We start from the raw sequence: 22,917 nt of genomic DNA, 5'->3' as shown, positions 1-22,917 counted from the left end.
AAAACTCCCCGAACACGAAGGAGCTTGAAAGAAGGTTAGATAGAGGAGAAGACGTTAAATCGCCTTATAGAGAATGCCAGGCTCGCAGCGAACCATATCAAACAAGTCTGCGACTCCCGCAAGCCCTTCCGATGACCCGAGGAACAATATGCCCTGCGGCTTCAAGGATGCATGGATTTTTTGCAGAATCTGACGCTTGAGATCCGCATTAAAATAAATCAACACATTGCGACAAAACACTATGTCAAACTTACCCAAAGCCGCATAGGAATCCATCAAGTTAAGCGAACGAAAATCGATACGCTCTTTAACAAAAGGCTTTACCTTCCACAGCACCGGTGTCGGATTATCGAAGTATCGCTCAAGGCGTTCAGACGACAGACCTCTCATCACCGACAGCTTGTCATATTCCCCGCTACGCGCTTGATCCAACACAGTGGAGGACAAATCGGTCGCGACAACCTGTACAGGGCGCGCCAAATTCCCCATATTTTGACGCTTGTACTCTTCAACCATCATGCTAATGGAATATGGTTCCTGACCGGAAGAACAAGCCGCAGACCAAATTCGCACCGGACCAAACATGCGGTTATTACCGGCCATCAACTGGGGCAGGAGCACATTTTTTAAATGATCATAAGGATAGTTATCACGAAACCAAAACGTTTCATTGGTCGTCATGGAATCGATAACCTGATCCTTTAACTTGCGGTTAAAACCCTGCTTCAGGCTTTTAACCAATTCACCAAAGGACGCGATATTGTTCTCTTCCAGGATACGCCTGATGCGGTTGGTCACCAGGTATTGCTTGTTATCTCCCAACGAAATACCGCAAGCCTCCTCAAGAAACTGGCGAAATTGGTCAAAGTCAGCTTGGTTGAGGTTATCGCCACCGAGCGGCTTGGAAAAAGGGGTTGGCTTATTACTCATAGACTCTCAATAAAAACAATTGCTGCCGCACAATTGCGACAGCAATACAAACTCACACCTCTTCAGGCGGCAACAAACTTTCGCCCGTCATCGACAACACCCGATCATTTACCCGTTTTGCCAACTCATCAGGATGGAATTTAGCAAGGAAATCATCTGCTCCCACCTTGCGCACCATCGCTTCATTGAACACACCACTCAGTGAGGTATGTAAAATAATGTGGAGATTTTTCAACTGCGGATGATTCCGCACTTCTGCGGTAAAGGTGTACCCATCCATCTCGGGCATTTCAATATCGCAAATGATCATAATCAGTTCAGCGTAGGGATCTTTACCGGCTTTAATCAGATCCAGCAGATAATTAAAGCCCTCTGCCCCGTCTTTTTTCAGGGTGGTTTTGATGCCCATCCCTTCAATAACACGCTGTATCTGCTTGCGAGCGATGGTTGAGTCATCAATGATCAGGACATGCTTCTGCACTACGCGATCAGCAATACCGTCCTCAATCACGCCGGCACTCACCTCTTCGCGCGCAGGCGATACCTCAGCCAGAATTTTTTCCACATCGATAATTTCAACCAACTGCCCATCCACCTGGGTGACTGCCGTCAGGTAATGCTCTTTACCTGCACCTTTAGGCGGTGGATGTATATCCCCCCAGTTCATATTGACGATGCGCTCCACAGAGCGAACCAGAAAACCCTGGGCCGTGCGATTGTATTCGGTAATGATAACAAAACAGCTTTCTATATCGGGCAATTCACGGCGCCCTATGGCCAGATTCATGTCCATAATCGGTAAGGTGCCACCACGGATATGTGCAACACCACGAACAACCGAGCTGCGGCCAGGAATTGCATTCAACTGTGGACACTGAAGCACTTCTTTCACCTTGAACACATTAATGCCGTACAACTGTTGACCACCCAGGCGAAACAGCAATAGTTCAAGACGATTTTGGCCAACCAGTTGTGTGCGCTGATTGACACTATCCATTACCCCAGCCATGCAATTACCTCATTGATTGAAAAGTCAGCAAAGACATCACTTACAAGAACTGCAGCGTGCGGCACAGTATTTGCTTTATGTCATTTAAGAAGCTTAGCGGCAAAAAAGTGTCAGACTTTAGTCGTTAATTTAATAGAGCGAGTGACACTCGGTTCTTACCCTTGAGGATAGGCCAAAATATGGAACTTCCTAGTTTTTGCAGCAATTTCTTACGGAAATTTTTACCGAGCATCCCCGCCAACAGGGCGCTCGCGCAAAAACGCACCCACAATTCAGCCGCAGGGGTTAAATATCTGGCTGGCGCCCTTTTCATCGCGTTACCCAGCATGACCGCTAACGCACAAATCTACTCGCCTCTGGCACTGAAACAAGATGTTGCCAATTTTTTGGCGACGCATTATGCCCAAGAGCCCCATGAACGACTGGACATTAAGGTTGGCAACCTTGATAGCCGCCTGCGGCTTGAGGCCTGTGCGGAACCGCTGCATTTCAACCTGCAAGACTCAACAGGCCTTGGCGGTAGCATTAGCGTCCAAACACGCTGCCCAACACCGCAAGGCTGGGCAGTCCATGTCCCTGCACAGGTCATGATTTACCGGCAAATCCCCGTTGCAGCACGCACTATTGCACGCGGTGAACATATAAATGATAGCCATCTAGCCAACACCCTGACCAATGTCAGCAGCATCAGGCAAGGCTATGCCTTGGACAGGGAGCAAATACTCGGTAAAGAGGCAAAGCGAAATATAGGGCAAGGCGAGGCATTCAAAACCAGCTCATTGGACGCCCCCACCGCGATCAAGCGCGGCGAGATAGTCACATTACAAGCACAGGCTGGCGCTATCAAAGTGGTCAGCTCAGGCGTTGCATTGGCAGATGGTCGGCTTGGCCAGAAAATCAGGGTGCGCAATAGCTCATCAGATCGCATTGTCACGGGAGTCGTTTTAAATCAAGGGCTTGTACAAACCTTATAGGCCTGGGTTTTTTAAAAAATGTTGCTAAAGTTAATCCGGCCTTGGCCGATATCCTTAACAGGAGAACCTTAAACCGGGACTCCCAAATGTCACGACATAGCAACCGCGACTTTTAGATTAACAGTCATCCGGCATACAGGCCCGATGATACCAAGGGGAAAAACATGATTCTTAACACCAACAACTCGCTTGACTCGGTCAATGCCAAGGGCGCTCGTAGCAAACCTGCTGCACCTGCCACGGCAGATGCCAAAACTACCGAGACAAAATCATCGCCACCGGCCGCCCAAACGGCAAGCGACCAGGTTGTATTGAGCCAGGAGGCGCAAACACTCGGCAGGCTACAAAGCAAGATCAATAGCGCACCAGATGTAAACCTTGAAAAGGTTGCAGAAATTCGTCGCGCTATTGCAGAAGGACGCTTTGAAATAAACCCGGAACGTATCGCAGAGAATATGCTCAAGCAAAACGATCTGCTCGGCTAAACCCAATGCAAACGCAAGTACGCGCCTCCCCTGCGCCATCTTGTGATTTGCGTTGATTTATTACCCGCCCACCTTTTAGGGCCTATTAAAAAAGAGGTTGCTATGTCTCTTGATATCACACTACTGCGCCAAATGCTTGCGCAGGACTCCGCTGCAATTCAACAATTAAAGCAACTGTTAATTGATGAGCGCGAACAACTGGCACAACGCAAGCAGGATCAACTGGCCATTATCGCCGAGCAAAAAACTACCCTCGTAAACCAGCTCGGCCATAACAGCAAACAGCGCCAGAAAGTGCTCAATGCGCTGAACCTGCCCGCCAATGCAGAAGGATGGGATCTTTTTCTCCAACGCAATACGGCCACTTTGCCACTGCGCGAAGACTGGCAGCGCCTGATTGGCGAGTTTGAAGAATGCCAGGAACTGAATGACATTAATGGCAAAATGATTGCCCGCTCCCAACAAACCCTGAATCACCTGCTCAACCTCTTACGCGGCAAAGTTGCAACAGCCTCACTCTATACCGCACAAGGTCTCAAAACCGAGCAAACCTCCTCCTTCACTGTCGCGAAGGCTTAATCCGCAAAACAGCTTCCCCGGCCTGCGCGCGCACTGCAGGCCAATCCCCCCTCCAGCCCACAATACCTGCACACACAAGGCACTGGCTTTGTATTGACATCTTTTCTCAAATCGCTAATATTAGAATATATATATGATTTATAGCGTTAAGAGCTACATTTCACGGATGCACAACACCAGCCCACCCTAACCGCCACTAACAACCTGGAACCACACTGAATGCCAACGGCATACAGCACAATAAAGGCAGACAAATAATGAAATACTCCATGGCAATACTACTTTGCCTGCTTAATCACATGGTGTTAGCCGCCGATGCCAGCACACCCTTTTACCTGGGCGCAGACTTGTCTTACGTTAATGAGATGGAGGACTGCGGCGCAAAATATTACGACAAAAGTAAACGTCAGGATCCGTTCGTACTTTTCGCCAATAAAGGAGCCAATCTGATTCGCGTGCGCCTATGGCATAACCCGGACTGGACACGTTATTCCAATCTGGCAGATGCCACCAAAACCCTGCAACGCGCAAAAGCCAGCGGCATGAAAACCCTGTTGGATTTTCATTACTCGGATACCTGGACCGACCCCGAAAAACAATTTATTCCCAAAGCCTGGGCACACATTAGCGACACAGGTGAACTGGCGCAAACACTATACGACTACACAACACAAACCCTTGCAACACTTGACGAACACAATGCCCTGCCCGACCTGGTTCAAGTTGGCAACGAAACCAATATCGAAATATTGCAACATGAAGACAAGCTGGTAAAAGGCATTCCTGATTGGTCGCGTAACGCCACCCTATTGAATAGCGGCATAAAAGCCGTGCGCGATTACAGTAAAAAATCCAATAAGCCCATCCAGATAGTGCTGCATATCGCCCAACCGGAAAACGCACTCTGGTGGTTTAAGCAAGCCACTGAAAACGGTGTACTTGACTATGACATTATTGGCCTCTCTTATTATCCACAGTGGTCTACTTATCAATTACCGCAACTACCAAATGCGATAAAAACCTTAAGGCAAAATTATCAAAAAGATGTTCTTATTGTCGAAACAGCCTACCCCTACACCTTAAATAATTTCGACAAAGCAGCCAATGTACTTGGCAAAACCGCTATACAACGCAATTTTCCAGCAACACCCAAGGGGCAAGCGAGCTACCTATTAACACTGCGCAACCTGGTAAAAACATCAGGCGGTTTGGGCGTTGTGTATTGGGAACCGGCATGGGTGAGCACTAAATGTAAAACCCTGTGGGGAACAGGCTCACACTGGGAAAACGCAACATTTTTTGATGCAGGCAATGGCAATAAAGCGTTGCCCGCGTTCTTATTTTTCTCCAACAAAAACGACAACTAACTCATTATTACACTGACATAATATTGAAAAGCGAGACGAACAATGAATCAACAATTATCACACCTTGGCGCACTGGTGCTGTGCTGTTTACTAGCCGCCTGCTCACCAAACCCAACGCCCAACACAAACCTTGTGAGCGATGCACTCTTTGATCAGGGCTGGCAATTTTTTCGCAGTGAAAAAGCGCTTGATCTCACAGCAGCACAACAACAAACCGAGTGGGAAAATGTCAGTATTCCACACACACCTAAAATTGAACCACTGGTAGTCAATGCTCAATTCCAGGGCGACGCATGGTACAAAAAAACCATTACTACCGAACCCGCCTGGAAAGGAAAGCATATCCGTTTGAAATTTGAGTCAGCCATGAATGTTGCGGATGTGTGGTTGAATGGTAAAAAGCTAACAACCCATGTTGGCGGTTACCTACCATTTTCAGTGGATTTAACCCAACAATTAAATTGGGATGCACCTAACGAATTAATGGTTCGGCTGGACAACCGAGATAACCCGGTAACAGGCCCAAAACCGTTACACGATTTGGATTTCAATACTTATGGCGGTATTTATCGCCACATCTATTTACAAATCGATAATGACTTGCACATCAGCGATGCTGTTGCCGCTGGAAAGGCGGCAAGCGGCGGCATTTTCGTTCGCTACCCGCAGGTTAATGCGACGCAAGCAACCCTGAACGTACAAACCCACTTGGTTAATAAAAACGCCGCTAACAAAGTATTTCGTGTAGTGCAACAACTCATGGATGGAGACAAATCTGTTGCCGAACATACCAGCGAATCACAAACCATTAATGGCAATAGTGATGCAGAAAACACCATTGAATTCACTCTTAACAACCCACGACTTTGGTCGCCTAAAGCCCCCAATTTATACAACCTTGTAACACGTGTTTATGAAGGCGATGCACTCGTTGATGAACACACTACACGCATTGGTATTCGGGAGTTCAAATGGGCTGAGGGACAACTTCATATCAATGGCGAGAAAACATTTTTACGCGGCGTAAATCGTCATCAAGAATATCCCTACATAGGCTATGCAACCTCCGATGCAGCGGATTATCGCGATGCCGTAAAAATAAAATCGGCAGGTTTTGATTATGTACGACTCTCACACTACCCTCACTCACCTGCCTTTATGGCCGCGGCTGATGAATTGGGCCTGGTGTTGCTCGATGCCATTTTGGGTTGGCAATATTTTTCTGAAGACACCGCATTTCAAGCACAAATCCAGCAAACGTGTCGCGATCTGATTCGTCGCGATCGCAATCATGCGTCAGTGATGGCGTGGGAGTGCTCACTGAACGAATCCTGGATGACAGAGCCTTTTATCGACTCACTCACCACGATTATCCAACAAGAATACCCCGGCGCCTTATCGGCGGGCTGGCAAGAATATGGTTACGATATTTACCTGCAAGCACGCCAACACCGCTTGGAGCATTACAAAACTCCAACCAAGGCTTACGTCGTCAGTGAATATGGTGACTGGGAATATTACGCGATGAATGCCGGCTTAAATCAAAGTGCATGGGCAAACTTGCTACAAGCTGATCGCTCCAGCCGTCAATTATTGAGCGATGGTGAAAAGCGCTTGTTGCAGCAAGCTGCAAATATTCAGGAAGCCCACAATGATAATTTTAATACACCTGCATTTGCGGACGGCTATTGGGTCATGTTTGATTACAATCGCGGCTACGCGCCCGATCTGGAAAGCTCGGGAATTATGAGCATTGATCGCCTTCCCAAATACAGTTATTACTTTTATCAAAGCCAACGCGACCCGGATGAGGTCTCAGATAAATTCGCCTCTGGCCCCATGGTATTTATTGCAAGCGAGTGGTCAGAAAATTCTGCATTAAATATTCGTGTCTTTAGCAACGCCGAAGAAGTGGCACTTTACGTGAACGGTAAAATGATTGCCAAACAAACGCCCGACCAAAACAACAATACAACCAATTTAAAACACCCACCATTTACATTTGTAGTAGATAAGTTTGAAGCCGGCGAACTCAAAGCAGTTGCATATCGCAGCGGGAATATTGTTGCCGAACATACTGTAGTGACGCCAGGCGAAGCACACTCACTGGCATTATCAATAGATACCAGCGGAAAAGAGCCGCAACCAGGGGTAAAAGACGCCATCTTTGTCTATGCACAACTGCAAGACAACAAAGGCAACCCTTTATACAGCAACAATATTCCGGTGAAATTTTCAGTTAGCGGCCCGGCAACACTCATTAGCCCCGTAGAAGTAAATACCGCCGCTGGTATCGCCAGTGCGCTGGTAGAAATTGGGGATTCATTGGATGGAATAAACATCACAGCAGAATCGAGCAATCTCAACGCTGCCGCGATAAGCATTAAATAACATCTCCTAAAAAAATGCCCCGTGACAATACGGGGCATTTTTTATTCACATCAAGCCAATCAACAATAGCTATTTAAACGCATCCCATACAGCGGTTGCTTTTCCATTATTATCCATTGCACCCAAGGTGTAACCTTTCCAGCCAGGGCGTGCTTGAGGCTCCCAGTAGAAAATGGCCTCACCTTTGCCGCCATTCACCTGCCCAACTTTGGTAATCATATCTTTCACAATAGTTTGCGCTTGTGCGTGATCCCAAGGCACTCCAATCTCTGAAACCATTACCGGGACTGCATAGCGCGCAACCATATCATTCAAGTTGTTTAAACAAGCGCTATTCGCCGACTGCCAAGTATAGCCTGTCGCATTCGTCGGGTACGAAGACGCACCAATCACATCAAACTTTGCACCATTCGCCTTGAGCCCATCAAAAATCCAACGGAAGTTAGCGTTATCGTGACAATTTGCTAAATGCACAACGACCTTTGCATTTGAATAAATACTTTTTGCTGCGTTATACCCGGTGTTTGTCAACCAGGCATAATTTTTCATATTGACGGAGGCCTTACCCTCATTCCATAACATCCCGTTATTGGTCTCGTTACCAACCTGAACCCAATCAACCGTCACACCGGCATCTTTAACAGCCTGCAAAGTGAAACGTGTAGAGTTCCATACAGCATCCATCAACTGCTGAAAACTATAGCCATTCCAGGCGGCAGGCTTTGTTTGCTTGCCCGGATCGGCCCAGCTATCGCTGTAGTGAAAATCAATCATGACTTTCATTCCCGCTGCCTTTGCGCGCTTGGCCTTTGCAACAACATCTTGCGTCGAGTTATACCAACCATCAGCAGGATTAACCCATACACGCAAACGTACCGCAGTCATTCCCTGCTCTTTCATAATCGCCAGGATATCTTTCTTGACCCCACTGCGATTATAAAAGCTGATGCCATTAGCCTCGATCTCTGACATCCAACTAACATCCGCTCCTTTAACTGGCGCAGCCAATCCGGAAACAGTAGACAGAGCCAATACGGCTCCAACACACGCAGAAAGAACATTTTTAGTGAGTTTCATAGGGATATTTCCATTAGAGTTCAAAGATTATTGTTATTCAGTGTTCATGCATCCCTTCACGCTGTACAGCTCAACTCAGCACTACATCATAGAGCCCCGCCCTATAAGATTATTTATATTACATATATTATCTTTTATCAAGAGCACTGACCTTCAGTCAAAATTCTCAATAAAGGAGAGTTTCTGGCCACTATCAGGGAGAGACGTGATGTACACGTCATATAGGCAACATAAAAAATTTGTCGACCCAAACGAAAAAACCGCGCATAAGCGCGGTTTTTTCGTTTAGTCGATACTAACTATTGAATGTTATTTCTGAACAATATCAGCTGAATCTTTTAAGAATTTCTGAAATCCAGAGAAATCATTGCGTCCATAAATAGAAGCCAACTGCGCGCTAATGGTTGTCTTTTGCTCTGGCGTCACTTTCTCGAATGAACCAGGACTGACTGACTGTACAACCACAATCGCCATATCACCGCCAGAGGTCATAACATTTCCAACAGATGGCTTACCAGCGGCTGGCTTGGACATTGAGAAAGCATGACGCAAGACATCACCATCCGCGTCAGCAGTATTACGTGTTGCCTCTTTAAACTCTTTGCTTTCCAAACCTGCAGCAACACTCAAATCAGCCAAAGTAGAACCTGCATTCAGATCCGCAATAAATTTATTGGATTGCTCACTCAGTAAGACGCGCGCTTTTTGGTCTTTCAGTGTATTCACAATTTGCTCTTTCACTTCAGCCAACGGCTTAACTTGACTTGGCTTGTGCTCGGTCATTTTAAGTACCAGCACATTGCTTGAATCTATTTCGATCACTTCACTACTATTACCTTCACGCAATACTTCATCAGAGAAAGCCGCCTCTGTTACTTTAGGACTGGCAAGTAGGCCCTTTCCTTTACTGCGCTCATACAAACCAGAGTTTTCTACTTTAAGGCCTAACTCCTTGGCAACCTCAGCCAGATTTTCAGCGTTATAAGAGAGGTCACGCAGCTTCTCAAGTTGGGCAACAAAATTGACTTCGGCTTCAGCACGCTTTAATTGCTCTTCAATGGCCGCTTTCTGCTCTTCAAATGATGGTGGAGTTGAATTCTTTTCCGCTAATAACTTGATAAAGTGAGTACCAGCATCTGTTTTAACAGGTCCAGATACCTCGCCCACTTTAAGAGAAGCAAGTGCTGTTTCAAATTCTTGGGGGAAGGCATCACCTGAGGTAAAGCCCAAATCACCGCCTTGATCTTTACTACCAGAATCATCTGAAAACTCACTGGCGACAGCGGCAAACTCAACACCTGAGGCCAGCTTTTCGCTAACTTGCTTAATCTTATCTGCATCATTCCCTTCAATCAGAATGTGTGCTGCTTGACGCTCAGGCGCAGCAACAAAAGCGGCTGAGTTTTGCTCATACTGAGCGCGAAGTTGCTCTTCAGAAATAGACACATTTGCCATCAAATCCTGAACACTCAAACTGATGTAATCGACAGCAATTTGCTCTTCGCTTACAAACATTGGCTGATTAGCATCGTAGTAAGATTGAACCTCTGAATCTTGCAGCTCAATTGAGTCGCGCACTTTTGCCGATGGCAAAATCACATACTGAATATCACGGGATTGGAAACTAAGAGCAACGATATCATCAAGCTGCGCTGGTGTAGAAAATGCACTCTCAGCAACACCGGCTTGTAATTGATTAATCAACAACTCGTCAGAAAGAATTTTTGTATAGGTGCTATGGGTATAACCCAAATTACGCAATAGCGCTTGATAGACATTATTGTCAAAAACACCGGCTTCATTTTTAAATTGTGGCGCAGTGGCAATCTGTTGAGCCAAGTAGGTTTCACCTACCGCCATGCCAGCCTCTTTCGCTGCTTGCGATAAAATCAAACGCTGAACCAAATTATCTATTGCTGGCTTGCGCAGATATTCATCACTTAAAAATTGAGCCGGAATTTGATCGCCATAGGCATTCAGCATCTGCTGCTTTTGCATGCCAATTGCACGATTTACATCCATTTCCGTAATCGTTTCACCATTCACTTTCGCTGCTTGATTGGCGGAAGTATCCCAGTTGAAAAGTGCTTCAACACCGGTAAGGGCAAAAATGATCACCAGAAATCCGATTAAGATGAAAGAGATTACTCCTCGGGAATTATCTCTGAGGTTCTGTAACATTTTAAACTCCTAGCATGATGGGGATGTCTTGCGCTAATCAACAGCACACAGAGACACTAAGTACTTAATTATTCGATGTTGTTCAAGACACAGGCCTTGATTAGTAAAAAGTCACGCGATTAAAAAAAAAGCGCACCTAGATGCGCTTTTTATGCTTTGGTATTCAGAGTATTTTCTGAATAAACGCTAACTTAGTTAACAGCGTCTTTCAAAGCTTTACCTGGCTTGAATCCAGGAACTTTGGCGGCTGCAATCTTGATCTCAGCACCGGTCTGAGGATTGCGACCAGTACGGGCAGCACGCTCTTTAACCGCAAAGGTGCCAAAGCCTACCAAAACAACAGAATCGCCATTTTTGAGGGCACCGGTAATACTCTCAACCACTGCGTCCAATGCACGTCCGGCAGCCGCTTTAGGAATATCCGCAGATGCGGCGATGGCTTCAATCAGCTCAGTTTTGTTCACACTTAACCCCTTTTGATTATTTGTTTCTAAAAACACAGTACAAATTCAATGATGCATTTAATTCGCATGATCTGTGCAGCAAATGAATTGCGATTTATACCAACAGAGCATCAGGGGGTCAAGGAAAGCTTACAGCTTTACACAAAACCCCTACCACTCTGATCACAAAACAAACAGTTAAACCAAGAAACCCGTCAAAGCCCCGTCAACACTAATGTGTGCTAAGTCGGTTGTCCGTTTCATCAGCCTTTTGAGCAGCTTTTTCCAGAGCACGATACTCTTCATCACTGAGCGGTTTAGGGCTGTGCTGAAGGGCAATATCGAGAACCTCATCTATCCATTTAACCGGCCTGATGGTTAAATCCTCTTTAATGTTTGCGGGAATCTCTTTTAAATCCCGCTCATTATCGGCGGGGATGATAACCGTTTTAATACCACCACGATGAGCAGCAAGTAGCTTTTCTTTAAGCCCACCGATACGTAGCACCTCCCCACGCAGGGTAATCTCACCAGTCATGGCAACATCAGCCTTTACAGGAATTCCTGTTTGCACAGAAACCAACGCCGTGCACATCGCAATACCTGCACTCGGACCATCTTTCGGAGTTGCGCCTTCGGGGACATGGATGTGGATATCAACTTTTTCATGATGATCAGGTGCGATGCCTAAGGCTTGTCCACGGGAACGCACCACTGTCAATGCCGCTTGTATTGACTCTTGCATTACATCACCAAGAGAACCAGTCTTGATAATGCGCCCCTTTCCTACTACTGCAGAAGCTTCAATAGTCAACAGCTCACCGCCAACCTGTGTCCAGGCAAGGCCCGTTACCTGCCCTACCTGATCATTACTCTCTGCCTTACCGAAATCAAACTTACGAACACCCAGCAAATCTTCCAGTGCCGCAGAATCAATTACATCAGTATTTTGTGCGCGCCCTTTTACATGGCGGGCAACAACCTTGCGACAAATTTTAGCAACCTCACGCTCAAGACCACGAACACCTGCCTCACGAGTGTAATAACGGATAACATCTTTTATCGCCTCTGCTGTCACACTGATTTCAGTTTCTTTTAAACCATTAGCCTTGATCTGTTTTGGAATCAGGTAGCGTTGGGCAATATTTAATTTTTCATCCTCGGTGTAGCCAGGAATTCTAATCACTTCCATTCGATCAAGTAGTGGCCCGGGAATATTCATGGAGTTTGAGGTACACACAAACATCACATCAGACAAATCATAATCAACCTCAAGGTAATGATCATTGAAATGGCTGTTTTGCTCAGGATCCAATACCTCCAATAAGGCTGATGCTGGATCACCGCGGTTGTCCATACCCATCTTGTCAATTTCATCCAACAGGAATAATGGGTTTTTAACACCCACTTTCGCCATTTTTTGAATCAATTTTCCGGGTAATGAACCTATATAGGTTCGTCTGTGACCACGAATCTCTGCCTCATCACGAACACCACCCAATGCCATACGCACGAACTCGCGATTAGTTGCTCGCGCAATAGATTCCCCCAGAGAAGTCTTACCCACTCCAGGTGGTCCAACCAAACACAGTATGGGACCTTTTACTTTTTTCACACGCTGCTGCACGGCAAGGTACTCAAGGATGCGCTCTTTAACCTCCTCAAGACCGAAGTGATCCTTATTGAGAACTTCTTCAGCGCGCACAAGATCATTGCGAACTTTACTTCGCTTGCTCCAAGGCACCTTGATCATCCAGTCAATGTACGCGCGAAGCACAGATGCCTCGGCCGACATTGGCGACATCATTTTTAGTTTGTTTAATTCTGCACGCGCTTTTTCCAAGGCATCTTTTGGCATAGCAGCGGCGACAATTTTCTTTTCCAGCTCATCCGCTTCACTAACTTCTTCGCCCAGCTCACCCAATTCTTTTTGAATAGCCTTGATCTGCTCATTCAAATAATACTCGCGTTGACTTTTTTCCATCTGCTTTTTGACGCGACCACGAATCTTTTTCTCAACATGAAAAAGATCGACCTCCGCATCCATTAAATCCAAGAGATGTTCAATGCGCTCGCGAATATCAGCAATCTCAAGCACAGATTGCTTTTTCGGCAACTCAAGGGACATGTGCGCAGCAATCGTATCCGCAAGACGCCCAGGTTCATCAATACCAGACAGAGAGGTAATAACCTCTACAGGCACTTTTTTGCTAAGGTTGACATATTGCTCAAACTGGCCAATCGCCGAAGCAACCAAGGCTCGCGCCTCTGCAGCCTCTACTTGCGGACTGGTAATAAGACTAACATTTGCCTTGAAATGACTGCCGGTGTCCTCAATAGATTCTATATTGGCACGCTCACGCCCCTCGATAAGAACCTTGACGGTACCATCTGGTAATTTCAGAAGCTGCAAAATGGAGGCGATAGTACCAACGGTGTAGAGATCCTCACCTTGAGGTTCATCTTGCTGGGGATTTTTCTGTGCAACCAACAAGACCTGCTTGTCGTTTGCCATAGCCCGTTCAAGGGCTTCAATAGATTTTCCTCTGCCGACAAACAGAGGAGTGACCATATGCGGATAAACAACAACATCGCGCAACGGTAGTAGGGGAATATCAGCGATATGGGTATCAACAAGAGTTTCAGCGACCATTGGTTCCTCTCTATTTCAAGAAGGCAACAAATACCTTGCCATGAACCAAGATTGGGGTCAAAAAGCGCTAATTACAAGTTATCAGGAAAGAAAAAAGAAAAAGAGCGCATAAATGCGCTCTTTTTATCCAGCAAGATTACTGACTGAACAAGCTACTTGTCGTCAGTTGCAACCTTGGCAGGTATTTCAGCAGTTTCGTATACCAACAGTGGCTCAGACTCACCCTTAATAACAGACTCATCAACAACTACTTTGACAACATTTTCTTCCGATGGAATCTTGTACATAGTATCCAGCAGCACATTTTCCATGATTGAACGCAAGCCACGAGCACCAGTTTTACGCTCAAGTGCTCGCTCTGCTACTGCATCCAGTGCATCCTGACGGAAGTCAATTTGAACACCTTCCATCTCAAACAATCTGGCATATTGTTTAGTCAGTGCATTTCTTGGCTCAGTCAAAATCTGAATCAATGCAGCTTTATCAAGCTCATCCAAGGTTGCAATTACAGGGAGACGACCAACAAACTCTGGGATAAGGCCATAACGCACCAAATCTTCTGGCTCCAGCGAGTGCAAAGTCTCACCAAAATTGCGCTTCTCGTCTTTACTTTTAACTTCCGCACCAAAGCCTATGCCGCTTTTTTCAGATCTGTCACGGATGACCTTGTCCAAGCCAGCAAAAGCACCACCGCAAATAAAGAGGATATTGGAGGTATCTACCTGCAAAAACTCTTGCTGGGGATGCTTGCGTCCGCCTTGTGGCGGAACAGATGCAACCGTACCTTCAATGAGTTTTAACAAAGCCTGCTGCACACCTTCACCGGAGACATCACGGGTGATAGATGGATTGTCTGACTTGCGTGAAATCTTATCAATTTCATCAATGTAGACTATCCCTTGTTGAGCTTTTTCTACATCGTAATCGCATTTCTGCAGCAGTTTTTGGATGATATTTTCAACATCCTCCCCCACATAACCAGCTTCGGTAAGGGTGGTTGCATCGGCAATCGTGAAAGGCACATCCAGCAAGCGAGCAAGTGTTTCCGCAAGCAGGGTTTTACCGCTACCAGTAGGACCAACCAGCAAAATGTTACTTTTGCCCAATTCGATTGGCTCTTTATCTTTACCAGCTTTATCACCAAAGCGCAGACGCTTATAGTGATTATATACAGCCACAGCCAACACTTTCTTGGCGCGCTTTTGGCCAATTACGTATTGATCCAAAATAGCGGATATTTCATGCGGTTTAGGTAATTTCTCTGAAACACCCTCAGCAGTATTTTCCTGAATTTCTTCACGGATAATATCGTTGCAGAGGTCGACACATTCATCGCATATAAAAACTGATGGGCCAGCAATTAGTTTGCGAACCTCATGCTGACTCTTGCCACAAAAAGAGCAATACAACAATTTTCCGTTTTTATCACCTGTGTCGCTGGTGTGATCGGTCATCGGAACCCACTCCATCTAAATTTTAAAACAGCTGTTAGGTAACTTGTCAGCAGCAAATACAAAACGTGTTGTGTGTACTTATCATAAATAGATGTAACACACCTGTCTAACCAAGGCTATTTGGCTTCAGGCTGAACACGGCGCTCAATAACAGCATCAATCAAACCATATTCCTTCGCTTGTTGAGCTGACATAAAGTTGTCACGCTCAGTATCAAGCTCAATCTTTTCAATCGGCTGCCCGGAGTGAAGAGCCATTAGTTCATTCAAGCGCGCACGAATCTTCAGGATTTCTTGTGCTTGAATATGAATGTCAGATGCCTGACCCTGCGCTCCGCCACTTGGCTGATGAATCATAACGCGCGAGTTGGGCAAACAAAAACGCTTGCCTTTGGTGCCCGCATTAAGCAGGAAAGCACCCATACTGCACGCTTGGCCAATACACATGGTGCTTACATCTGGCTTGATGAACTGCATAGTGTCATAAATAGACATACCCGCCGTTACGGAACCGCCAGGAGAGTTGATGTACAAGTGGATATCTTTATCCGGATTCTCGGCTTCCAGAAACAGCAACTGTGCCACAACCAGATTGGCCATGTAATCTTCGACCGGGCCAACGAGAAAGATCACACGCTCTTTGAGCAAGCGTGAATATATATCGAATGAGCGCTCCCCTCTGGCTGTTTGCTCGATTACCATCGGCACCAGACCGCTATTGATAACAGATGATTGGGACTTCATAGATTCGTATGACATCTTGCGTTTTATCCTTAAGCGAACATCTAGTGTCGCCAGTGTTGAAAACTATGGATTTTTGTTACCAGAGAGCTTAACCCGTGATGGCATTATATGCCAGTCAAAAGAGGGGTTTTGGGAGGGATTCGAGAGAGGAGAAGCCGCAAAGCAGACGCTTTGCGGCTTTTTTAAGCAATTAACGCTGAGCGTTAGATTTGATGATTTCATCATAGTTGGTTTCAACTTCTGAAACCTTGGCTTGAGAGATAATATGATCAACAACCTGATCTTCAAGCACGGCAGATTCAATACCTGCGAGCAATTCCTGATTGGAATTGTAGTAATCAATTACCTCTTTAGGCTCTTGATAGGTTGAAGCAATTTCTTCAATCATCGTACGTACGCGCTTGGCATCAGGCTTCAGTTTGGCAGACTTTACAATCTCACCCACAATCAAGCCCAATGTAACCCGACGTGAAGCCTCATCCTGGAACATGGTATCCGGCAACAAGGACTTAACATCAAAGTTTTGTTGCTGCCCACCAAAGCGCTGCATCATTTGATTACGCAACACTTGAATTTCATTGGCAACCAGTGCTTTGGGCACATCAGTGGTATGTGAAGCAATCAGTGCGTCCATCACCTGAACTTTAACTTTTGCTTTAAGAGCATTAGCTAACTCACGATCCATATTAGCTTTTACTTCTTTGCGGAACTGCTTTTCGCCACCTTTTTCAACACCAAATTTTTGGAAGAATTCTTTTTTCAGCTCAGGCAATTGCGCTTCAGACACACTGTTTAAAGTGATAGCAAACTCAACTGCCGCACCTTTCAGTTCTTCAGCCTGGTAATCTTCAGGGAAAGTCACGGCGATAACTTTTTGCTCGCCCGACTTCATGCCCACAATACCCTCTTCAAAACCTGGGATCATAGACTTGGAACCAAGAACCAATGTGTGGTTGTCCGCCTTACCGCCAGCGAATTCAACACCTTCTTTGGTGCCTACAAAATTGATATTGACTTGGTCACCTTCTGCAGCCGCACGATCAACCTCAGACCAGGTGGCCTGATGCTTACGCAACACCTCAATCATGTTGTCTACATCGGCTTCTGTTACTTCAGCCTTGTATTTGGTGATTTCGTATGCAGTCAAATCACTCAGAGCAACACTTGGGTAAACTTCAAAAGTAGCGATGTATTCCAGATCTTTACCAACTGCCAATTGTTTTGGCTGGATAGATGGCTGGCCAGCAGGCTTCACATTCTCTTTTTGCACAGCAGCATAGAAAGAGCGACTGATAACATCACCCACAACTTCCTGACGGATGCCAGCGCCGAAACGTTGTTTTACAACTGAAAGGGGCACTTTGCCTTTACGGAAGCCTTTGATGCTGACATTACGCGCAGCCTGCTTTAAGCGATTCTCAACTTCGTTTTCTACTTGCTCAGCGGGTACACCAACGGTCAAGCGGCGTTCCAATCCAGAAGTCGTTTCAAGTGAAACCTGCATATGTGCCTCGTGAAATAACTGATAATGTTTGGCATTAGATCGAGCAGACGTAGGAATGCTCATAAAATGGTGCGGACGGAGAGACTCGAACTCTCACACCTTGCGGCGCCAGAACCTAAACCTGGTGTGTCTACCAATTTCACCACGTCCGCTTTTGGTTGCCTCATTTGCGATAAATGCAGGCACTGACTAATTTTTCATTGCGCTCTAACTATTTGATTTTTAATGTTTTTTATAAAAACCAACAGGCCTGATGCGCGAAGGGTGCTGATTGTGCCACAGAGATACTGCGGGTTCAACTTTTTATCAAAACTCTGCACTGGTATCGCGTTGGCGCAGAACCATAGCGCGAAAAGCTTCTGTCCAGAACTCAACCACCTCAAGGGTCAGCGATAAGGATTGCTCTTCACTAGCAGTAATATCAACAGCCAGAATCAGATTGTCCTGTGGAAATGACTTCTGTTCCTTTTCTTTACGTGGCGATTGGCGGGCTGCTTGCGTATAGCGCAGCAGTTGCTCGAGCCAGGAACCTGACTGACTGGCGAGCTCGCGCAATTCGATAATTTCTGATGGGTAATTATCGCTTTGCGTCAATGATTGCACCAGCTCATCCAATGAACTGATAGCACCGCTATTTTTTAAATAGCTTCTATCAGCTATTTCTCGCAAGTAAAAATGAAACGCTAGGGAAAGCTGGAACGCACAACTGCTTAACAGAGCATCCTGGCGCAGATGCAAAGCACTGTTGCTTATCGATGAAGATAATGAAGCCTCCCCAACCAACACGCACAGAGTTTTGGCAAAGGCTAGTTTCTGATTCACCAGAGAAAAGTTACTAATCGACATAATCACACTATGTTGGCGATAAAAAAGGCGACCCGCTGGATCGCCCCAAGACTATTTCTGGACCTGCCATTTGCCATTGGCAAAAAATGCTTTCCAACCAGTCGCCTTGCCATTCACTTCCGTCTGCACATATTGCTCTTTGGTTTTGCGACTAAAGCGAATAATGGCTTTGTTGCCATCGGGATCGGTAACTGGTGCCGACAACAGGAAATGGTATTTGGGATCGATACGATCCTTATAGGGAAGCAGCTCTTCCACCAAGGGCGCACGGGTTTCGCGATTCTTAGGGAACTGGCTGGCGGCCAAGAATAAACCGGCAGCACCATCACGCAAGACGTAGTGATCATCCACCTTCTCGCAGCGCAGTTCCGGCATCACTATAGGATCTACTTTTGGTGGCGCAGCCTCGCCGCTTTTCAATAACTTACGAGTGTTTTTACACTCGGCATTGGTGCAGCCAAAATATTTACCAAAACGGCCGGTTTTGAGCTGCATTTCACTGCCGCACTTATCGCACTCAAGCGTCGGGCCTTCATACCCCTTGAGACGATAACTGCCCTGCTCTACTTCATAACCGGCGCAATCCGGGTTGTTACCACAAATATGCAACTTGCGATGCTCATCCAGCAGATAGGAATCCATCGCCGAATTACATAACTTGCAGCGATGCTTGGCGCGCAGCTGACGAGACTCGGCCTCTTCATCTGCATCCGCATCGATCACTTCGTCACCCGACACCAGATTCATGGTGTTTTTGCAGCGCTCTTTGGGCGGTAATGCATAGCCGGAACAGCCCAGAAATACTCCCGTACTGCCGGTGCGGATTTGCATGTGGCGACCACAAAGGCTGCATGGAATATCCGTTTCAGTCGGATCGTTAGCGCGCATCCCTTTATCTGCACTGGATGCCAACGCCAGCTTCTTGCTAAACCCTGCATAAAATTCATTGAGCAGTTGGCGCCAATTTTTACCACCTTGGGCCACTACGTCGAGCGAATCCTCCATATTGGCGGTAAAACCATAATCCATCAGGTCATCAAAGCTTTCCACCAGACGTTCGGTGACTATATCGCCCATCTTTTCGGCGTAAAACCGGCGATTCTCCTGACGAACATAACCACGCTCCTGGATCGTCGAGATAATCGATGCATAGGTTGATGGACGACCAATTGCGCGCTTTTCCAGCTCTTTCACCAAACTGGCTTCGGTATAACGTGCAGCAGGCTTGGTGAAGTGCTGTTGCGGATTGAGTTTAATCAGGGGCAATACTTGCCCTACTTTCATATCAGGCAAAACAACATCTTCGTCTTTCTTAGCCACCTGAGGACTAACTTTGGTGTAACCATCGAAGCGAATAACGCGGCCGCGGGTACGCAACTCATAATCACCGGCAGTGACAACAACGCTGGTGCTGGTGTATTCCGCCGGCGTCATCTGACAGGCGACAAATTGTTGCCAAATCAAACCGTACAAGCGCTCGGCATCGCGCTCCATACCACTCAATTGATTAGGCATTACTGCAACGCTGGATGGACGAATTGCCTCATGCGCTTCCTGGGCGCCATCTTTGCTTGAGTACAACACGGGCGACTCAGGCAAATAGCGCTTGCCAAAATTTTCAAGAATATAGTCGCGACAGGATTCAACCGCTTCTTTACTGAGGTTGGTGGAATCGGTACGCATGTAGGTGATGTAGCCCGCCTCGTACAAACGCTGGGCCATCATCATGGTTTTTTTCACCCCAAAACCCAAACGGGTACTGGCCGCTTGCTGGAGTGTAGAAGTGATAAACGGAGCGGAGGGCTTGGATTGTGTCGGCTTGTCTTCGCGACTGAGAACCTTATAACTGGCGCCTTGCAAAGCAGCTACTGCCGCCATGGCCTGATTTTCATTGACGGGCTTGAATGCCTCATCGCCAAATTTCTTTACTTCAAAACTGGCCTGTTGACCTTTGTCTGCCTGCAAATCAGCAAACAACGTCCAATATTCTTCGGGGATAAAAGCGCGAATTTCACGCTCGCGCTCAACAACCAAACGCACAGCGACCGACTGCACACGACCGGCCGACAGACCGCGCGCAACCTTCTCCCACAATAGCGGAGAGACCATATAACCTACTACACGATCGAGAAAACGACGTGCCTGCTGGGCGTCTACGCGGTTTTGATCTATGGGGCCGGGGGTTTTGAAGGCATTTTGAATCGCCGTCTTGGTAATCTCGTTAAACACCACACGGCGATAGCGTGATTCATCACCGCCGATTGCCTCGCGCAGATGCCAAGCGATTGCTTCTCCCTCTCTATCCAAGTCGGTTGCGAGATAAACCATATCGGCCTTTTCCGCGAGCTTTTTCAGTTCATCGACAACCTTTTCTTTACCGGGAAGGATTTCGTAGGTGGCCTCCCAGTTGTTATCCGGGTCTATGCCCATCCGATTAACCAACTGGCTTTTGCTTTTCTTGGCCTGATAGCTCGCCTTTTCTTCAGCTGACATTTTGCGTGTAGCGGCTGCCTGCTTGGCGCGCTCTTTGGCATCCACGGGCTTGGCTCCACCACTGGTGGGCAAATCGCGAATATGACCAATACTGGACTTAACAATAAAGTCATTACCCAGATACTTATTAATGGTTTTCGCCTTTGCTGGCGACTCAACGATAACTAAGGATTTGCCCATAATGGTCAGAAAATTCTCTAGTAAAGGAAGGCTGTGCAAAAAGTTGAATTGTGTGCCAAAAGATTGCAGTATCACCTATCGGGATAGCTTAACCAGCTCGAAGGTGCGCATATATAAGACCTGCGCTGCAAGGGGTCAAGTTATAATTTCCATGATGCCTTATAGCCAAGACCGGCAAGGTATGTAAAATGATCGCCCGTTACGGCGGGGGAAAAAGAACAAAAACCAACCCTAACCGATTGTTTTTTAATGCTTTTATTTTTACTAACTGTTTCGCCATAAGAAACAGCATAAACCCTAACTTTTACGTCACAACGCAGCTGTAGATTTCGCATGACCTTGATCGCAATTCTCTTTCTATTGATGCTGCTGGCACTTATGGCGGTCAGTATTATCAATCGCATTCAGCTGCGCCAACGGGAGCGCCGCCTGCAACAACGACGCCTGCGCATCCAGGCAGAAGGGGTAGCAGAAATTGTGAGCTGCCTGGAACAGACACTGCCAAACCGGATGATTACCAAGCATATCAACGACATGATTGCTAGCTTGCAACAGCAAATGCTGGCCTTGGAGGACAAAAACCCGGAGCTATTGGAACAGGCGATCCAGAAAACAGAAGCCTATTCAGAGGAACTGCTCAGCAGCAATAATCGCCATGCCATTAGTTATCAGCGCGAAAGTGATGCACAAATCGCCAAAACCCAACTGCATTTAACGGATGCCATGCATCTGATCACCCAGCTTGCGGCACAAGGCACTATTAATGAAACCGAGTTAAGCACCTATTTAAGCGAACTGCGCTGGGCGCATTTGATGGTGGCGGTAATGTCTTACATTGGCCAAGGCGACAAATCCGTGGCTATCAGCGATCGATTTTCTGCCCAGGCGTTTTATCGCAAAGCCCAGCAACACTTGATGGAATCCATGCATCAGGACCCACGCCGGTTGAAGATGATCAAGGAACTGAGTGAGATGGTCGATGGCGCACGCGTGGGTTTAAGCCGGGAACTGCGCGACCCGACAGCGGCCGCTATGGGGTAGCCCCCGACTCATTCGCTAGCTGATTCAACCGACGCAGGTGTTGAATCAGCATCATTAACACCTCTTCCCCTTCTGTTTCACGCCAAAAAATACAGGTTCCTGACTTGCCCTGCACAATAGCTGGGATCGACAAGGGCAATTCCGGTAACAGGGTTTTCAAGGCATTGCTGACAGTATCTGTGGGTCGCACCGCGTCTTGCCAATCCCATTCGTGGTAAAAATTGCTTTCATGTTCGTAGTCTGTACGCATTAATACCCAGTCCTCTACCAATTGCATCTGGGGAGATGGCGGCAAAAAATAAACCGGCAGTACAGGCGGTTGCTCCATGTCTGTTTTGCGTGCTGGCAAGCGACGCATACCAAAACGTATCCCTTGAGCACTGGCCTGCAGGCGCAATTGCTCTTTGCGTTTTTGCGCAGGATTGGGACGCAACATGGAGATTGGCCCTAATACCAGCGCAACCGCAACAATCAACAACACAAAAAACCAGAGATTCATAAAAATCCTTGTGAGATTAGAGGGCGCAATTTTCAGCAGAGCGAACTAAACTCTTTACTGTATTTGTA

General features: G+C 46.7%; 18 protein-coding genes and 1 tRNA gene. 6 read left to right on the top strand and 13 right to left on the bottom strand.

What is annotated here, in order from left to right:
* Window positions 1–54 precede the first annotated feature (54 nt).
* Together B0D95_RS04570 and B0D95_RS04565 are read right to left on the bottom strand one after the other, a co-directional pair.
* Window positions 55–930: a protein-glutamate O-methyltransferase CheR gene (locus tag B0D95_RS04570; RefSeq protein WP_078042788.1), complete on the bottom strand. Its 876-nt coding sequence runs from the start codon at window positions 928–930 to the stop codon at window positions 55–57.
* 52 nt (window positions 931–982) lie between these two features.
* A complete protein-coding gene (locus B0D95_RS04565) occupies window positions 983–1,939 on the bottom strand; it encodes a chemotaxis protein CheV (protein ID WP_078042787.1) in 957 nt (318 codons plus the stop codon).
* A 179-nt stretch (window positions 1,940–2,118) separates the two neighbouring features.
* Between B0D95_RS04565 and flgA the strand changes: the two genes are divergently transcribed.
* The 5 genes from flgA (at window position 2,119) to B0D95_RS04540 (ending at window position 7,735) form a co-directional block, all read left to right on the top strand.
* Window positions 2,119–2,913 (top strand): flagellar basal body P-ring formation chaperone FlgA, encoded by a 795-nt coding sequence (gene flgA / locus B0D95_RS04560; protein ID WP_078042786.1) that lies wholly within the window; start codon window positions 2,119–2,121, stop codon window positions 2,911–2,913.
* A gap of 164 nt (window positions 2,914–3,077) precedes the next feature.
* Window positions 3,078–3,398: a flagellar biosynthesis anti-sigma factor FlgM gene (gene flgM, locus B0D95_RS04555; RefSeq protein ID WP_244904785.1), complete on the top strand. Its 321-nt coding sequence runs from the start codon at window positions 3,078–3,080 to the stop codon at window positions 3,396–3,398.
* Between the two features lie 102 nt (window positions 3,399–3,500).
* On the top strand, window positions 3,501–3,977 hold the full coding sequence (locus B0D95_RS04550) for a flagella synthesis protein FlgN (protein ID WP_168172396.1): 477 nt from the start codon (window positions 3,501–3,503) through the stop codon (window positions 3,975–3,977).
* A gap of 269 nt (window positions 3,978–4,246) precedes the next feature.
* On the top strand, window positions 4,247–5,344 hold the full coding sequence (locus B0D95_RS04545; RefSeq protein WP_246841726.1) for an arabinogalactan endo-1,4-beta-galactosidase: 1,098 nt from the start codon (window positions 4,247–4,249) through the stop codon (window positions 5,342–5,344).
* Window positions 5,345–5,386: 42 nt separating this feature from the next.
* Complete coding sequence (locus B0D95_RS04540) at window positions 5,387–7,735, top strand: glycoside hydrolase family 2 (protein WP_078042784.1); 2,349 nt, start codon at window positions 5,387–5,389, stop codon at window positions 7,733–7,735.
* Window positions 7,736–7,804: 69 nt separating this feature from the next.
* Here B0D95_RS04540 and B0D95_RS04535 read toward each other — a convergent pair whose 3' ends face one another.
* From B0D95_RS04535 to topA, 10 genes are all read right to left on the bottom strand, one after another.
* Entirely contained in the window at window positions 7,805–8,812 is a 1,008-nt protein-coding gene (locus B0D95_RS04535) for a glycosyl hydrolase 53 family protein (RefSeq protein WP_078042783.1), read from the bottom strand.
* Between the two features lie 309 nt (window positions 8,813–9,121).
* Window positions 9,122–10,993, bottom strand: a complete 1,872-nt coding sequence (locus B0D95_RS04530; RefSeq protein ID WP_078042782.1) for a SurA N-terminal domain-containing protein — start codon at window positions 10,991–10,993, stop codon at window positions 9,122–9,124.
* A gap of 191 nt (window positions 10,994–11,184) precedes the next feature.
* Window positions 11,185–11,457 (bottom strand): HU family DNA-binding protein, encoded by a 273-nt coding sequence (locus tag B0D95_RS04525; protein WP_039914522.1) that lies wholly within the window; start codon window positions 11,455–11,457, stop codon window positions 11,185–11,187.
* Between the two features lie 211 nt (window positions 11,458–11,668).
* The gene (lon, locus tag B0D95_RS04520; protein ID WP_078042781.1) at window positions 11,669–14,089 is read right to left on the bottom strand and encodes an endopeptidase La; all 2,421 of its coding nucleotides are present in this window, start codon (window positions 14,087–14,089) and stop codon (window positions 11,669–11,671) included.
* A gap of 152 nt (window positions 14,090–14,241) precedes the next feature.
* The gene (gene clpX, locus B0D95_RS04515; RefSeq protein WP_078042780.1) at window positions 14,242–15,543 is read right to left on the bottom strand and encodes an ATP-dependent Clp protease ATP-binding subunit ClpX; all 1,302 of its coding nucleotides are present in this window, start codon (window positions 15,541–15,543) and stop codon (window positions 14,242–14,244) included.
* Window positions 15,544–15,659: 116 nt separating this feature from the next.
* A complete protein-coding gene (clpP, locus tag B0D95_RS04510) occupies window positions 15,660–16,301 on the bottom strand; it encodes an ATP-dependent Clp endopeptidase proteolytic subunit ClpP (RefSeq protein ID WP_078042779.1) in 642 nt (213 codons plus the stop codon).
* 175 nt (window positions 16,302–16,476) lie between these two features.
* Window positions 16,477–17,790, bottom strand: coding sequence for a trigger factor (gene tig / locus B0D95_RS04505; RefSeq protein ID WP_078042778.1), 1,314 nt, complete (start codon window positions 17,788–17,790; stop codon window positions 16,477–16,479).
* 67 nt (window positions 17,791–17,857) lie between these two features.
* Window positions 17,858–17,942: transfer RNA gene (locus tag B0D95_RS04500), tRNA-Leu, on the bottom strand.
* 154 nt (window positions 17,943–18,096) lie between these two features.
* Window positions 18,097–18,636, bottom strand: a complete 540-nt coding sequence (locus B0D95_RS20525; protein WP_078042777.1) for a DUF6586 family protein — start codon at window positions 18,634–18,636, stop codon at window positions 18,097–18,099.
* Between the two features lie 51 nt (window positions 18,637–18,687).
* Window positions 18,688–21,309 (bottom strand): type I DNA topoisomerase, encoded by a 2,622-nt coding sequence (gene topA / locus B0D95_RS04490; RefSeq protein WP_078045620.1) that lies wholly within the window; start codon window positions 21,307–21,309, stop codon window positions 18,688–18,690.
* Window positions 21,310–21,642: 333 nt separating this feature from the next.
* Here topA and B0D95_RS04485 point away from each other — a divergent pair, with 333 nt between their 5' ends.
* Window positions 21,643–22,350: a hypothetical protein gene (locus B0D95_RS04485; RefSeq protein WP_078042776.1), complete on the top strand. Its 708-nt coding sequence runs from the start codon at window positions 21,643–21,645 to the stop codon at window positions 22,348–22,350.
* Here the strand turns inward: B0D95_RS04485 and B0D95_RS04480 are convergent.
* On the bottom strand, window positions 22,340–22,849 hold the full coding sequence (locus tag B0D95_RS04480) for a hypothetical protein (protein ID WP_078042775.1): 510 nt from the start codon (window positions 22,847–22,849) through the stop codon (window positions 22,340–22,342). The genes B0D95_RS04485 and B0D95_RS04480 overlap by 11 nt on opposite strands.
* Between the last annotated feature and the right edge of the window lie 68 nt (window positions 22,850–22,917).

The sequence above is a fragment of the Cellvibrio sp. PSBB023 genome, from assembly GCF_002007605.1.
In the GTDB taxonomy this organism is placed as follows: domain Bacteria; phylum Pseudomonadota; class Gammaproteobacteria; order Pseudomonadales; family Cellvibrionaceae; genus Cellvibrio.
This window is presented reverse-complemented; position numbering and strand designations above follow the sequence as displayed.